The 14709-nt window shown below is 43.6% G+C and carries 13 protein-coding genes; all 13 read left to right on the top strand.

The features are described 5' to 3' along the window. Positions 1 to 95: 95 nt before the first annotated feature. A complete protein-coding gene (gene dpaA / locus J0K78_RS01370) occupies positions 96 to 989 on the top strand; it encodes a dipicolinic acid synthetase subunit A (RefSeq protein ID WP_206945074.1) in 894 nt (297 codons plus the stop codon). Further along, positions 986 to 1585, top strand: a complete 600-nt coding sequence (locus J0K78_RS01375; RefSeq protein ID WP_370550837.1) for a dipicolinate synthase subunit B — start codon at positions 986 to 988, stop codon at positions 1583 to 1585. Before dpaA ends, J0K78_RS01375 begins: the two co-directional genes overlap by 4 nt. A 104-nt stretch (positions 1586 to 1689) precedes the next feature. Further along, complete coding sequence (gene asd / locus J0K78_RS01380; protein ID WP_206945076.1) at positions 1690 to 2736, top strand: aspartate-semialdehyde dehydrogenase; 1047 nt, start codon at positions 1690 to 1692, stop codon at positions 2734 to 2736. A gap of 25 nt (positions 2737 to 2761) precedes the next feature. Then, positions 2762 to 4003 (top strand): aspartate kinase, encoded by a 1242-nt coding sequence (dapG, locus tag J0K78_RS01385; protein WP_160913282.1) that lies wholly within the window; start codon positions 2762 to 2764, stop codon positions 4001 to 4003. After that, the gene (gene dapA / locus J0K78_RS01390; protein WP_206945077.1) at positions 4000 to 4872 is read left to right on the top strand and encodes a 4-hydroxy-tetrahydrodipicolinate synthase; all 873 of its coding nucleotides are present in this window, start codon (positions 4000 to 4002) and stop codon (positions 4870 to 4872) included. Before dapG ends, dapA begins: the two co-directional genes overlap by 4 nt. A gap of 228 nt (positions 4873 to 5100) precedes the next feature. Then, positions 5101 to 5820, top strand: coding sequence for a ClpP family protease (locus J0K78_RS01395; protein ID WP_206945078.1), 720 nt, complete (start codon positions 5101 to 5103; stop codon positions 5818 to 5820). Beyond that, positions 5817 to 6023, top strand: coding sequence for a YlzJ-like family protein (locus tag J0K78_RS01400; protein ID WP_160913287.1), 207 nt, complete (start codon positions 5817 to 5819; stop codon positions 6021 to 6023). Before J0K78_RS01395 ends, J0K78_RS01400 begins: the two co-directional genes overlap by 4 nt. A gap of 128 nt (positions 6024 to 6151) precedes the next feature. After that, positions 6152 to 8443 (top strand): DNA translocase FtsK, encoded by a 2292-nt coding sequence (locus J0K78_RS01405; RefSeq protein WP_206945079.1) that lies wholly within the window; start codon positions 6152 to 6154, stop codon positions 8441 to 8443. Positions 8444 to 8984: 541 nt separating this feature from the next. Then, a complete protein-coding gene (locus tag J0K78_RS01410) occupies positions 8985 to 9710 on the top strand; it encodes a GntR family transcriptional regulator (protein ID WP_160913291.1) in 726 nt (241 codons plus the stop codon). Between the two features lie 115 nt (positions 9711 to 9825). Then, complete coding sequence (locus tag J0K78_RS01415; RefSeq protein WP_305037800.1) at positions 9826 to 10941, top strand: BMP family lipoprotein; 1116 nt, start codon at positions 9826 to 9828, stop codon at positions 10939 to 10941. Between the two features lie 128 nt (positions 10942 to 11069). After that, positions 11070 to 12596, top strand: coding sequence for an ABC transporter ATP-binding protein (locus J0K78_RS01420; RefSeq protein WP_206945080.1), 1527 nt, complete (start codon positions 11070 to 11072; stop codon positions 12594 to 12596). Further along, the gene (locus tag J0K78_RS01425; RefSeq protein WP_206945081.1) at positions 12596 to 13642 is read left to right on the top strand and encodes an ABC transporter permease; all 1047 of its coding nucleotides are present in this window, start codon (positions 12596 to 12598) and stop codon (positions 13640 to 13642) included. The genes J0K78_RS01420 and J0K78_RS01425 overlap by 1 nt, the downstream gene beginning before the upstream one ends. Beyond that, complete coding sequence (locus J0K78_RS01430) at positions 13643 to 14602, top strand: ABC transporter permease (RefSeq protein ID WP_206945082.1); 960 nt, start codon at positions 13643 to 13645, stop codon at positions 14600 to 14602. Positions 14603 to 14709 lie beyond the last annotated feature (107 nt).

The following is a 14709-nucleotide window of genomic DNA, read 5'->3' on the forward strand; positions in this document are numbered from 1 at the left end:
CTGCAGTGTTTTTTGTTTGCTAATCGAAATCACTAACTCCGCATTCCGGCATAGGATACAAGGAGATAAGATACTAGATAAAGGAGACATCCGGGATGCTAACAGGATATCATGTAGCAGTCATAGGGGGCGATGCCCGGCAGATTGAACTTATTCGAAGGTTGAATGAGTGGGATGCCACCGTCTATTTGGCCGGGTTCGACCAATTGAATGAAAGCTTTAGAGAAGCCATAGACCTTGATTTTGACAGCGAGCAGGTGGAAAAATTAGATGCCATCATTCTTCCTGTACCGGGCACGGACTCGGAAGGAAAGATTGAAGGGATATTCTCCAACCAGTTGATTCACTTATCAGAAGAATGGCTGAAAAGAACGCCCGCCCATTGTCAAGTATTTTCTGGAATCGCTAATGATCATTTAAAAGAGTTAGCCGCAAAAACCAATCGTACACTCATCCCCTTGATGGATCGGGATGATGTTGCCATTTATAATTCTATTCCTACCGTAGAAGGAACGCTCATGTTGATCATTCAACATACAGATTTTACGATACACGGCTCTAAAATTATTGTGCTTGGTCTGGGTAGGGTAGGGATGAGTCTTGCGCGCACGTTTGACCACCTTGGTGCCAAAGTATCTGTTGGAGTACGTTCATCAAAGGCAGCAGCAAGAGTTTATGAAATGGGTCTGGAACCGATTGATATGAAGGACATGGAGAAGGCAGATATGTCCTGTGATATCTTACTGAATACTGTTCCACATCTGGTTGTAGATGCTTCGGTTATTAAGCAGCTGCCTTCTCATGCGATGATTTTGGATCTTGCATCTAAACCGGGAGGGACCGATTTCCGTTATGCAGATAAACGCGGGATCAAAGCATTACTCGCACCAGGTCTCCCTGGGATTGTAGCTCCAAAAACGGCAGGTAGAATCATAGCGGATGTGGTGTCACGAATCGTTCAGAAAGGTTCACGAAAGGAGAATGAATGATGTCAATATTAAAAGGAAAAGTGATTGGGTTCGGGTTAACCGGATCCCATTGCACGTACCATGAGGTTTTTCCTGTTATGCAGGAGCTCGTTGATCTTGGAGCAACTGTGGTACCTGTTCTATCTTACACGGTACAAAAAACGGATACACGCTTTGGAGATGCTTCCGATCATTTAGAAAAAATAAAAGAAATTACTGGGGAAGAACCAATTTTGACGATTCCTGATGCGGAACCTCTCGGACCTAAACGGCCTTTGGACTGCATGCTTATTGCGCCTCTTACAGGGAATTCGACGAGTAAATTTGCTAATGCGTTAACAGATTCCCCTGTGTTGATGGCTGCTAAAGCGACTTTGAGGAATGAAAGCCCTGTTGTCGTAGCCGTTTCAACCAATGATGCTCTCGGATTGAATGGTGTGAACATTATGCGTCTCATGGCTACGAAGAACATTTACTTTGTACCTTTAGGTCAGGATCATCCTTTCAAAAAACCGAATTCGTTGGTAGCGGATATGACATTAATTCCTAAAACGATTGAAACAGCGCTTGAAGGAAAGCAGCTTCAGCCCGTCTTAATTGAAAGGTATCCGAATTAATATCTTTTTTTCATACCAGGTGTTCTTGTAAATATGATAAAATAACAAAAATAGTGACATGTCTTACTATTCTTACAAATGATATACAAGAGAGGATGCCGAATATGAGTGAAACTAAAAAATATAATGTAGCTGTCGTCGGAGCAACTGGGGCTGTCGGACAAAAGATGCTGGAGACGTTAGAAGATCGAAAGTTTCCTATTGATAACTTAAAGCTTCTCTCATCAAGTCGATCAGCAGGAACGAAAATGGTATTTAATGGCCGGGAATATACACTCGAAGAAGCGAAGCCTGAAAGCTTCCAAGGTGTAGACATTGCTTTGTTTTCTGCGGGAGGGTCTATATCTAAGAAACTGGCTCCTGAAGCTGTGAAACATGGAGCGGTTGTCATCGATAATACGAGTGCTTTCCGTATGACGGAAGATGTACCTCTCGTCGTACCCGAAGTGAACGAAGCAGATATCAAGGAACACAAAGGAATTATTGCCAATCCAAACTGTTCAACCATTCAAATGGTGGCTGCCCTTGAGCCGGTTCGTAAAGCCTTTGGCATGAATCGTGTCATTGTGTCCACTTACCAGGCGGTTTCCGGAGCTGGAAATGAAGCAGCTGAAGAATTGCGGGAACAATCTCAATCCTTTTTGAATGGGGAAGAGCTTGAAGCGAATCTTCTTCCTGTCAAAGGGGATAAAAAGCACTATCCCATTGCATTCAATGCATTACCCCAGATTGACGTTTTTCAGGAGAATGGGTACACATTCGAGGAAATGAAAATGATCAACGAAACGAAAAAGATCATGCATGCTCCTGACCTTTCTGTAGCTGCTACTTGTGTACGCCTTCCTTTCTTCACATCTCACGCGGAGAGTGTATATATTGAAGTAGAAAAAGAAGGGGTTACGGTAGAAGAAGTGAAACAGTTGATGAATGAAGCGCCTGGAATCGTTCTCGAAGATGATCCTGCTACACAAACATACCCGACACCATTGAGTGCGGCAGAAAAGCGAGATGTTTTTGTCGGCAGAATCAGAAAAGATCTCAATGATGAAAAAGGATTCCATTTATGGGTTGTATCAGATAACTTGTTAAAAGGTGCAGCATGGAATTCCGTGCAGATTGCAGAACGCTTGATTGCGAATGAGTGGCTGTAAACTTTTATTGAGTTGAGGTGGCCAAATGAAGCTACTTGTACAAAAGTTCGGTGGAACGTCCGTCCGGGACCAGAAGAGTCGGTCCCGGGCCATCCACCATGTGAAAAACGGCTTAAAAGAAGGATATAAAATCGTCGTTACTGTTTCAGCTATGGGGAGAAAAGGAAGTCCATATGCCACAGATACACTGCTTGGGTTAATTGACTTTCCGAAAACAAACGTTTCGCCAAGAGAGCAGGATCTGATGATGTCATGCGGGGAGACGATTTCTTCCATCGTTTTTGCACATGAGTTGAATCAGGCGGGAGTAAACGCCGTTTCGTTAACAGGAGCTCAGGCAGGGATAATGACCAATGGGGATTTTACGAAAGCTAAAATTACTCAATTAAACCCTGGCAGGATATTAGAAGAACTGAAGACATACGAAGTCGTAGTCGTGGCAGGATTTCAGGGGCAAACGATTCACGGAGAAGTCACAACGATTGGCCGTGGAGGCAGTGACACAACGGCTGCTGCTTTGGGAGCGGCTTTGCATTCTGACTTTATAGATATCTTTACTGATGTAGAAGGGATCATGACGGCAGATCCCAGACTGGTTCAAGAAGCGAGACCCCTAAACACCATCACGTACAATGAGATATGCAACTTGGCATATCAAGGAGCTAAAGTGATCCATCCACGGGCTGTGGAAATTGCTATGTATGCAAAAGTCCCCATTCGTGTACGCTCCACATACTCTGATCTTCCTGGAACACTTGTGACAGGGACGAAAGAAGATCGAACAGGAAGAGACATATCCGAACGCACCGTAACTGGAATTGCTCATATGGATGGCCTTACACAAATAAAAGTTCAATCGAAAGAAGATCCTTCCAAACTACAATCTGATGTGTTCAAATCCATGGCTTCCGCCAACATTTCTGTAGACTTCATCAATATATCTCCGAGCGGTGTCCTTTACACCATCAACCACATCTTTACAGACAAAGCCATCCAAATACTTGAAGAACTAGGCTACGAACCAGAAGTGAGAGAAGGCTGTGCCAAAGTTTCCACAGTCGGAGCCGGCATAACAGGGATTCCCGGGGTAACGGCAGAGATTGTTCAGACGTTGACTGACCGGGGGATTCAAATTCTACAATCCGCCGATTCCCACACGACAATCTGGGTCCTAGTCAAGGAAGATGACCTAATAGAAGCCGTCAACGCTCTCCATAAAACTTTCCGATTGAGCAAAGCACCTAAGAAAGGGGAACAACTGACATGAACTTCGGAAAGGTCCTAACTGCCATGGTGACTCCGTTTGATCGACATGGTGAGATTGATTTTAATAAAACGACCGACCTGGTGGAATATTTATTAAAGAATGGATCCGACGGCCTTGTTATTGCCGGAACCACGGGTGAATCCCCGACGCTTACAGCTGATGAAAAAGTAAGCTTATGGCGGCATGTCGTCAAAACCGTTGACGGTCGAGCGCCAGTCATCGCCGGAACAGGAAGCAACAGTACAGAATCATCCATAAAATTATCCAAAAGAGCGGAAGCCACTGGCGTGGATGCCATTATGCTTGTTGCCCCTTACTACAATAAACCGAATCAGGAAGGTCTCTATCAACATTTCAAAACCATTGCAGGATCGGTGAAGCTTCCTGTGATGATTTATAATGTTCCGGGAAGGTCGGTCGTACGTATTCAACCAGAAACCATTATTGAACTTTCTAAGATTGAAAACATTGTCTCTTTAAAAGAAGCCACTGGAGACCTGGAAGGGATGGCCAACATCCGTGCATGCACGGATGAGCACTTTTCCATTTACAGTGGAGATGATCATCTTACCCTTCCTGCCTACGCTGTCGGTGCAAACGGCATCATATCGGTTTCCTCTCATGTCATTGGAAATCAGATGCAAACGATGCTCTCCCTTTTTGAAAAAGGAAAATGGAAAGAAGCGGGAGAACTCCATCGAATGCTTTTGCCAGTGTTTAATGGGATGTTCAGCGCTCCTTCTCCCGCACCTGTGAAAGCAGCTTTGAAAATCCGGGGTCTTGAAACCGGTGGAGTAAGGCTACCGCTGGTTCCTTTAACTAAAGATGAAGAAGCAGCCGTTGCAAACTGCTTACAGCATATTACCTAAACCAGGGCCATCCCTGGTTTTTTAATTGAACTCTTATAGACAAGCTCCCGATACAAGATATTTTTGTGATTGTAGGGGGATGACACTGAGTCTTACCCAAGGCTGCCACATCCTAAAAAAAATTTTAATGAAGGACTTATGAAGAATGTTAACAACAGCTTCATGTTGAAAGTATGTTTCACATCGTTTGAGTCATACTACGGGAAAAGAGCGAAAGGAGATCGATCCATGAAAGACGACTCTAAAGAAAAAGATCAATCCAAATCGCAATCCTCTCTGGTTGACAAGATTCAGCAGCTTGGACAAAGCAATGTCCCTCAGCCTGCTGATTCCAATATTCATGTGCTGCCGATTATCGGGCAGGTTGAAGGACATGTTCAGTTGCCATCACAAAATAAAACAACGAAGTATGAGCATTTGATTCCTCAATTGATTGCGATTGAACAAAACCCTAAAATTGAAGGTTTGGTCGTCCTGTTAAATACAGTAGGAGGAGACGTTGAGGCTGGTCTTGCCATCTCTGAAATGATTTCTTCCCTATCCAAACCGACGGTATCCATTGTGTTAGGAGGGGGGCACTCCATTGGTGTGCCAATTGCTGTCTCTGCAGATTATTCGTTTATTGTTGAAACGGCGACTATGACGATTCACCCGATACGTATGACAGGGCTTGTCATTGGTGTTCCACAAACATTTGAGTACATGGATAAAATGCAGGATCGTGTCATCAGTTTTGTGACAAGGCATTCGAATGTAGTAGAAGATAAGTTCAAGGAGCTTATGTTTGATAAGGGGAATTTAACTCGGGATATCGGAACGAACGTTGTGGGTCAGCAAGCAGTGGATCACGGTCTTATTGATGCTGTCGGTGGTGTGAAAGAAGCCATGTCCAAACTGAATGAGCTTATTGAGCAAAGAAAAGGTCCTGACCAGCAGGTGGTTCAATGACCATTCTATACACGCCCTTAAGTGAACATGACATTTTTCCAATGGAAGAAGAAATGTCTGTGGTGTATCATGAGCATAACAATTGCCCATTAATGTGTCGCAAATCGGAAGATGGTAGAAAACAGATTATGCAAGTCCTTTCGACAGATCCCTCTCATTATATGGATCCGGATCTTCAACCAGGACAATGGTTGGACTCGTAACATTGTAGATGGCTATGGTATAATAGAATAAATGAGTGACTGGATGCCGGTGCTGTATTTCTTCATGAATATTGAAGGAACCATCGGCATTTTTCTCGTTTTAGTTTTACATATGGGGAGGAAAGACCATGGCTGGAAAAAGAAAAAAGAAAAAAAAGCAATCGAATATGAAAAGCCATTTAAAGTTTGAACTTTTAGGGCTATTCTTCCTCTTCATTGCAGTCATCGGAAGCGGTGCTTCTGCTATTAGTGATGGAGCGGTTCCAGGAGGTTTGGAGAGGTTCTGGCAGTTCTTATTTGGGGTATGGTACTTTATTGCCTCCCTGTTCTTTTTAATTGTTGGTGTGTATTTAATGGTAAAAAGAAAATGGCCTGCATTTTTACATAAACGCCTGTTGGGTGTGTACACCATAGTCACGGCTTTACTCTTATTCACACACCTTGAAACTCTTTCAGCTGAGCTTGGCTCTGGGGAAGGTTCCATTTTTGCCATGACTTGGGACAGAATCACCGGAATGATGAGGGGAGAACTTCCGTTTTACAGTATTGGCGGAGGATTGACAGGTGCCATCCTGCTTTCGATCAGCTATTACCTTTTTGCAAAAGCTGGAGCAGCCATTTTGTCGTTTTTCCTATTTATCATTGGTGTGATTTTTGTCAGTGAAAAATCCATAGGTGAGCTTTTTGCTAAGCTTGGTCGAAAAGTGAAAGAGATGAGCACAGAACAAGTACAGAAGATGAAGGAACAGAAAGAGCAGAAAGCAGAAAAGAAAAAACAGGCATTAGAAGAACAGGTAGAAGATACTGTGGTTTATGAATTGAATGATACGGCGAGTGATCAGGAAGCAGACCAAGAGCCGATTATCCAGGACTTTACAGATACTGCTTATGCTTCTGAGAAAACGCACAAGCCTGTTGAAAATGTTACGGATGACCAACAGGATGACGAGGTAAACATTGAAAAATCGATGCCGACAGCTGAACTTGAAAACATGGATTACCAGTTACCAAGCCTGGAGTTGTTGGATGAGCCTACCTCAACCCCACAAAGTCAGGGGCGTTCGCACATCCAGGCAACCGTTAGGAAGCTTGAAAAGACATTTCAAAGCTTTGGTGTGAAAGCGAAAGTAACTAAAGTTCATGTGGGGCCATCTGTAACGAAGTATGAAGTGTATCCGGATGTAGGAGTGAAAGTAAGCAAAATTGTAAACCTGAACGATGATCTAGCTCTTGCTTTAGCAGCGAAAGATATTCGGATTGAAGCCCCGATTCCAGGAAAATCAGCGGTTGGAATTGAAGTACCGAACCAGGAAGTTTCCATGGTTTCCTTACGTGAGGTATTAGAAACGGGTAAATCAAAACCAGATGCGAAGTTAAGCTTTGCCCTTGGAAGAGACATCTCGGGTGAAGCAGTCATGTCAGAATTGAATAAAATGCCACACTTGCTTGTCGCAGGTGCTACTGGAAGTGGTAAGAGTGTTTGTATTAATGGAATCATCACAAGTATCTTGATGAGAGCAAAGCCCCATGAAGTGAAAATGATGATGATCGATCCGAAGAAGGTGGAATTGAATGTCTATAATGGAATTCCGCACCTTTTAGCTCCGGTTGTCACAGACCCTAAGAAAGCTTCACGCGCCTTGAAGAAAGTAGTATCTGAAATGGAACGAAGGTATGATCTTTTTTCAGATACGGGCACAAGAAATATTGAAAGTTACAATGAATATATTAAAAAGCATAACAAGGAAAATGAAGACGAACAGCCTCAACTTCCATACATCGTTGTCCTTGTTGACGAACTTGCAGACTTAATGATGGTTGCTTCAAACGAAGTAGAAGACGCCATCACCCGTCTTGCCCAAATGGCCCGTGCAGCAGGTATTCATTTAATCATCGCCACGCAGCGTCCTTCGGTAGACGTCATCACTGGTGTCATCAAGGCGAATATTCCTTCCAGAATTGCTTTCAGTGTATCTTCACAGACGGATTCGAGAACGATTTTGGACTCCGGAGGAGCAGAAAAGCTACTGGGAAGAGGGGACATGCTGTTTACGCCTGTCGGATCCAACAAGCCGACACGGGTGCAAGGTGCCTTTTTATCTGATGAAGAAGTGGAAAGGATCGTCAACTTCTGTGTAGAGCAGCAAAAAGCTCAGTATCAGGAAGAGATGATTCCGGAAGAAGAAAGTGAAGTTAAACAGGAAGTAGATGATGATCTTTATCCGGAAGCTGTTCAGATGGTCATCGAAATGCAGAGCGCTAGTGTCTCTATGATTCAAAGACGTTTTCGTGTCGGATATACGAGAGCAGCCCGCTTGATCGATGCCATGGAAGACAACGGCATCGTAGGACCATATGAAGGCAGTAAACCACGTGCTGTCCTTGTTTCACAGCAAGCAGAAGAACAACATACTTCATAAATCTTAAAAAGATCCAACCTAATTAGGTTGGATCCTTTTTTTGTGTGCTTCAATTTAGACATGACCAAAGCTTCCCTTTTTACTTATTAAACAAACTGGGCATGATTGTTTAAGACTCAGTATCGAGATGTTTTCGGGGTTCGTTACGTTATTGGGCGTCAGAGTTGGCTGGGAAGCTACTCGCTTTCCTGCGGGAAAAAAGTGCTTGGTGAGACCCCACAGGACGCAGTCCGAGGAGGCTCACCAAGCTCCTGCGGAAAGCGAGCTATTGCCCGCAGCCCCATCCGCCCAACAAAAGTCTCGAAACTGAGTCTTCAAGAAAAGGGAGCGTTTCTATTATAAATGTATATATTTAACAATAATGGAATGATGAAGTAAATCTATCAAACGCTTACATGGAAATGAGTCAAAATTCATAAAAATGTCCTAATTCTATTTATTTATTTATCGAATAGTGTTATATTATTGTCAAAATGTGATGTGTCGAACGTCAGAGGTCAGATCTCTAGACGTATAGTTCAATAGACTTGGGGTGAAAGTGATGTCCATCAGACAAGATACTCGACATCTTTATTTACAGGTGATCGAGCAGATTAAACGCGATATTGAAAACGGTATCTTTTTAGAAAAGCAAAAATTGCCTTCCGAATTCCAACTTTCCAAATCGCTTGGGGTTTCAAGGGCGACACTGAGGGAAGCATTAAGGATTTTAGAAGAAGAAGGTGTCGTTACTCGAAGGCATGGGGTGGGTACTTTTGTTAACCCTAAACCCCTGTTCACATCAGGCATTGAGGAATTAGATAGTGTAACAGGCATGATTGCCAAGTCAGGAATGACACCGGGATCTCAGTATTTGTCTGCAGAGCTCATCGAACCGACAGAAGAAGATCGGAAACGATTCTCTCCACTGGAAGTACATAGTATTGCGAAGGTCGAACGTGTTCGGACAGCTGACGACCAGCCAGTGGTTTATTGTACAGATAAAATCCCTGAAGGTTTACTCCCAATCGATCAAATCAGGGAATCCGATTCCTTATTTAACGTTTTAGAGCGCTATACAGGGAAAACGATTGGCTATGCGGTGACACATATTGAACCGATTGGCTTTCATGAAAGGATTTCTCCGATTCTGAATTGTGAACCCGACCAGGCGCTCTTACTTTTGAGACAAATGCATTACTCTCAGGACGATGTTCCAATGTTACTTTCCTCCAATTACTTCCGAGCTGACAAGTTCAGCTTTCACGTACTAAGAAAAAGAGTGTAAGGGCTTACAAAAGTGTGACAGATTCATTTTAGGGAGGTGAGGCTGGTCATAGATTCTAGAAATCTGCTGGATTTTGATTAACGTCATACTAAACAATTAGGGGGTAATCGTTTTGTTGAAAAGTCGTTTTCTTATGGTTCTAGTATTTCTTTTAACTTTTTGTGTATTTTTAGCCGCTTGTGGTTCTTCAGAAGAAGAGGGAGAGTCCAGTGGCAGCAGTGATGATTCTGGCAGTGAGGAATCTTCTGGAGAAGAAAACAGCGATTTCTCTGTAGCTATGGTTACAGATGTGGGTGGGGTTGATGATAAGTCATTCAACCAATCCGCGTGGGAAGGCTTACAGGCTTTCGGTGAAGAAAATGACATGAGCAAAGGGGAAGGTATTGATTACGCTCAATCTGAGAGTGATGCCGATTATGCGACAAACCTGAACCGTCTTGTTCGTCAGGATTATGATTTGATTTATGGAATCGGATACCTTCTTCAACCGGCAATCGCTGAAGTTTCTAAACAATATCCAGATACAAACTTCGCGCTTGTAGACTCCGTCCAAGAAGGCGATAACGTCGCGAGTATCGTGTTTAAAGAGCACCAGGGTTCTTTCCTTGCAGGTGTAGCTGCAGCCAACAAGACAAACACGGATAAAGTCGGCTTTATTGGTGGCGTTGATGGAAGCTTGATCAACAAGTTCGAAGCAGGATTCGTTGCAGGTGTTAAATCTGTGAACCCTGAAATCGAAGTAGAAGTAGAGTATGCAGAGAGTTTCAATGATTCCCAAAAGGGACAAGCGATCGCGTCCAACATGTACTCCAAAGATATCGATGTCATTTACCATGCTTCTGGTGGTACAGGTAACGGTGTATTCGCTCAGGCGAAAGACATCAAGAACAGTAACCCTGATGAAGAGGTATGGGTCATTGGTGTAGACCGTGACCAACATGAAGAAGGTCAGATCGGTGACTCCAACGTCACACTTACTTCCATGGTTAAACGTGTAGATATTGCTGTTCAAGAAGTAGCAAATCAAGCGATGAACGGAGAGTTCCCTGGAGGGGAAGTTCTTGAGTTTGGTCTTGCTGATGATGCCATCAGCATTGCCCGCACAAACGAAGAAGCGATGACAGAAGAAATCGTTTCTGCTGTTGAAGAGTGGAAAGAGAAAATCGTCAACGGTGACGTTGAAGTGCCAAGCACACGTGAAGATCTTCAAACATTCTTAGATTCAATGTAACAATTGTCAGAAAGGGCTGGTGAGAGCCGGCCTTTTCTTCTGTCAAGGAAAGTCATCAAATGAAAAGCTTGTTCCGGCCCTTTTCCTTTGGTGATTTTTTAAGGTGAACGGGGGAGGGAGAGAGACGAATGGACTATGTTATTGAAATGTTGAACATTAGAAAAGAATTCCCGGGTATTGTAGCGAATGACAATATTAATTTGCAGGTGAAAAAAGGTGAAATCCACGCTCTTCTTGGGGAAAATGGAGCGGGTAAATCTACACTGATGAACGTCCTGTTTGGCCTCTATCAGCCGGAAAGAGGAGAAATCAGGGTGCGCGGAGAGAAAGTCAACATCACAGATCCCAACGTCGCGAACGCACAGGGGATCGGGATGGTTCACCAGCACTTTATGCTCGTGGACACGTTTACGGTTACTGAAAATATTGTTTTAGGAAGCGAACCGAAGAAGGCGGGAACCGTGAACTTAAAACATGCAGAAGAGCAGGTGAGAGAGCTTTCGGAAAGATACGGTCTAAATGTCGATCCAAAAGCGAAAATCCGAGATATATCCGTAGGTATGCAGCAGCGTGTCGAGATCCTGAAAACGCTTTATCGTGGTGCGGAAATCTTAATTTTTGACGAGCCCACAGCGGTTCTTACTCCTCAGGAAATCAAAGAACTGATTGATATTATGCAAAGCCTTGTAAAAGAGGGGAAATCTATCATCCTGATTACGCACAAGTTGAAGGAGATTATGGAGGTCTGTGACCGCTGTACCGTCATAAGGAAAGGGCAGGGTATTGGAACTGTAGATGTGTCTGAAACCAACCCTACAGAACTTGCTTCTTTGATGGTGGGGCGTGATGTCAATTTTTCAACAGAGAAAACAAAGGCTGAACCGAAAGAATCCTATCTTTCTATAAAGGACTTACGGGTGAAGGATGTCCGTGGTGTCGAAATGGTCAAAGGGCTGAACTTGGAAGTTCGTGCTGGCGAAATTGTTGGAATTGCAGGTGTTGATGGAAATGGCCAGTCCGAGTTAATCGAAGCGATTACAGGTCTAAGGAGAAGTGAGTCAGGAATCATCCGTCTTCATGATAAGGAAATCACCAATTTGACGCCTCGTAAAGTCACTCAATCCGGTGTTTCGCATATCCCTCAGGATCGTCATAAATTCGGTCTTGTACTTGATTTTCCTATTGGTGAAAATATGGTGCTGCAAAGTTACCATCAAAAACCATATTCAAAAAAAGGTGTCATGAACTTTAAGAATATTTATCAAAAGGCCAAAGATTTAATTGCGGAGTATGATGTCCGTACTCCAGATGCCTATACTCCAGCCAGGGCACTTTCAGGTGGAAACCAGCAAAAAGCCATCATTGGCCGGGAAGTGGACAGATCCCCGGATTTGATTATTGCTGCTCAACCCACACGTGGCTTGGATGTAGGAGCCATTGAATTTATCCATAAAAAATTGATTGAAGAGAGAGACAAAGGGCGCGCCGTTCTCCTTCTATCATTTGAACTCGATGAAATCATGAACTTAAGTGACCGGATCGCCGTCATGTTCGACGGACGGATCATTGCTGATGTCCAACCGGAAGAAACGAATGAGCAGAAGCTAGGGTTGCTGATGGCTGGTAATTCTACAGAGAAAGCAGGTGAGCAATGATGTTTTCCAATCGACTGTTTAATATATTAGTACCGATCATTTCTGTTTTGCTCGGTCTGATTTCCGGTGCCATCATTATGCTGATCTTCGGCTATAATCCGCTTGCAGGCTTTGCTGCCCTGTGGAATGGGGCGTTTGGTGATGCTTACTTCTTTGGAGAGACGATCAGGCAGGTGACTCCCTATATTCTTTCAGGTCTTGCAGTCGCATTTGCTCTTCGGTCTGGGCTGTTGAACATTGGAGTGGAAGGTCAGGTATTTATGGGATGGCTGGCTTCGGTCTGGATCGGTATTTCTTTTGAACTGCCGATGATCCTTCATTTGCCTTTAGCTATATTAGCTGCGGCTGTTGCAGGTGCCTTCTGGGGCTTTATTCCAGGCCTTTTGAAAGCGAAATTAGGTGTCCATGAAGTTATCGTCACCATCATGATGAACTACATTGCCTTGTATTTAAGTAATTCTATCGTCCGTAATTTACTGAGCGACGGTGCGGATCGAACAGAAAACGTTGCTGAAACGGCATCTTTACAATCTACCTGGCTTGCAGAAATGACCTTTTATTCAAGGATCCACTATGGTTTTATTGTCGCGTTACTTATGGCACTTATTATGTGGTTCATTATTAACCGGACGACAACTGGATTTGAATTAAGATCTGTAGGGTTTAACCAGCATGCATCCAAGTATGCCGGAATGAATGTTAGTAAAAACATCATCCTTGCAATGGTCATTTCCGGTGCTTTCGCAGGTCTTGCAGGTGCGATGGAAGGCCTCGGAACATTTGGTTTTATGTCGATCAAATCTGGCTTTACCAATATCGGATTTGACGGAATCGCCGTTGCTTTACTCGGTGCGAATACAGCTTTTGGAGTAATTCTTGCAGCTTTCCTTTTCGGTATCCTGAAAATAGGGGCGTTAAATATGCCCACAGCTGCTGGTGTACCGACTGAACTTGTAGAAATCATTATTGCTTTGATTATATTTTTCGTAGCTTCCAGCTATATGATCCGCTGGGTCATTCTTCGGTTTAAAAAGGAGGGGAAGTAAATGGAGATTATTGAACTGATCAGCCGTATTCTCGGCGCATCTGTTGTATTCGCAACCCCTCTTATTTTCACCGCATTAGGGGGAGTGTTCAGTGAGCGATCAGGAGTCATCAACATTGGACTTGAAGGTTTAATGATTATGGGAGCTTTCGTTGCGATTGTTTCTAATTTGACTTTCTATAGTGTTTTCGGTGCCGCGACTCCGATTGTATCTCTTATTATCGCTATGGTCGTATCCGCTATCTTTGCACTCGTGCATGCGGTCGCTTCCATTACATTCCGTGCGGATCAAGTGGTGAGTGGAGTAGCTATAAACTTTCTAGCTTTAGGAATCGGTCTATTTCTTACTAAGCAATGGTACGACAAGGGGCAGACAGATTTCATCGAAAGTCCGATCTATTCTTCGAATGTCCCATTACTTAATAAGATCCCTATTATTGGGGACATGTTTTTCACTGGGTGGTACTGGACTTCTTACTTGGCGATTGCTATGGCTTTTCTTGTATGGTTCATTATTTTCAAAACACCATTTGGACTTCGTTTACGTTCGGTAGGTGAGCATCCAATGGCTGCAGATACCAACGGAATTAATGTATACAAGATGAGATACATCGGAGTGATGCTCTCTGGAGCCTTTGGTGGTCTTGGTGGTGCTGTCTATGCTTTGACAGTCACACATAATTTCTCTCATGGTACAATCGTAGGTCAGGGGTTTATTGCATTGGCAGCAGTCATCTTTGGGAAATGGCATCCGCTGGGAGCGCTCGGCGCAGCTATTTTCTTCGGATTCGCTCAAAGTTTAAGTATTGTTTCATCAGATATCGCCCTTTTGGAAAATGTTCCTTCTGTCTTTATGCTTATCGCTCCTTATGTCCTGACAATCCTTGCTTTGGCAGGCTTTATCGGAAGAGCAGAAGCACCAAAGTCTTTAGGAGAAGCTTATGTAAAAGGGAATCGTTAAGGGTTTTAAAGTCCGGCACAAGAGTGCCGGACTTAATTTTTTTACTTTTTCACACATATACCTTAGCATAAGACTTAGCTCGAATGGATGAATATGGACATGTAGGT

The organism is Halobacillus sp. GSS1 (assembly GCF_017307035.1).
Classification (GTDB): Bacteria; Bacillota; Bacilli; order Bacillales; family Halobacillaceae; genus Halobacillus; species Halobacillus litoralis.

Bases quoted from the DNA above. Each gene is read 5' to 3' on its own strand.
- J0K78_RS01395 (WP_206945078.1), top strand. From the start codon at position 5,101: ATGAAAGACGACTCTAAAGAAAAAGATCAATCCAAATCGCAATCCTCT.
- J0K78_RS01425 (WP_206945081.1), top strand. From the start codon at position 12,596: ATGTTTTCCAATCGACTGTTTAATATATTAGTACCGATCATTTCTGTT.
- J0K78_RS01375 (WP_370550837.1), top strand. From the start codon at position 986: ATGATGTCAATATTAAAAGGAAAAGTGATTGGGTTCGGGTTAACCGGA.
- asd (WP_206945076.1), top strand. From the start codon at position 1,690: ATGAGTGAAACTAAAAAATATAATGTAGCTGTCGTCGGAGCAACTGGG.
- J0K78_RS01405 (WP_206945079.1), top strand. From the start codon at position 6,152: ATGGCTGGAAAAAGAAAAAAGAAAAAAAAGCAATCGAATATGAAAAGC.
- J0K78_RS01400 (WP_160913287.1), top strand. From the start codon at position 5,817: ATGACCATTCTATACACGCCCTTAAGTGAACATGACATTTTTCCAATG.
- J0K78_RS01430 (WP_206945082.1), top strand. From the start codon at position 13,643: ATGGAGATTATTGAACTGATCAGCCGTATTCTCGGCGCATCTGTTGTA.
- J0K78_RS01410 (WP_160913291.1), top strand. From the start codon at position 8,985: ATGTCCATCAGACAAGATACTCGACATCTTTATTTACAGGTGATCGAG.
- dapG (WP_160913282.1), top strand. From the start codon at position 2,762: ATGAAGCTACTTGTACAAAAGTTCGGTGGAACGTCCGTCCGGGACCAG.
- dpaA (WP_206945074.1), top strand. From the start codon at position 96: ATGCTAACAGGATATCATGTAGCAGTCATAGGGGGCGATGCCCGGCAG.
- J0K78_RS01420 (WP_206945080.1), top strand. From the start codon at position 11,070: ATGGACTATGTTATTGAAATGTTGAACATTAGAAAAGAATTCCCGGGT.
- dapA (WP_206945077.1), top strand. From the start codon at position 4,000: ATGAACTTCGGAAAGGTCCTAACTGCCATGGTGACTCCGTTTGATCGA.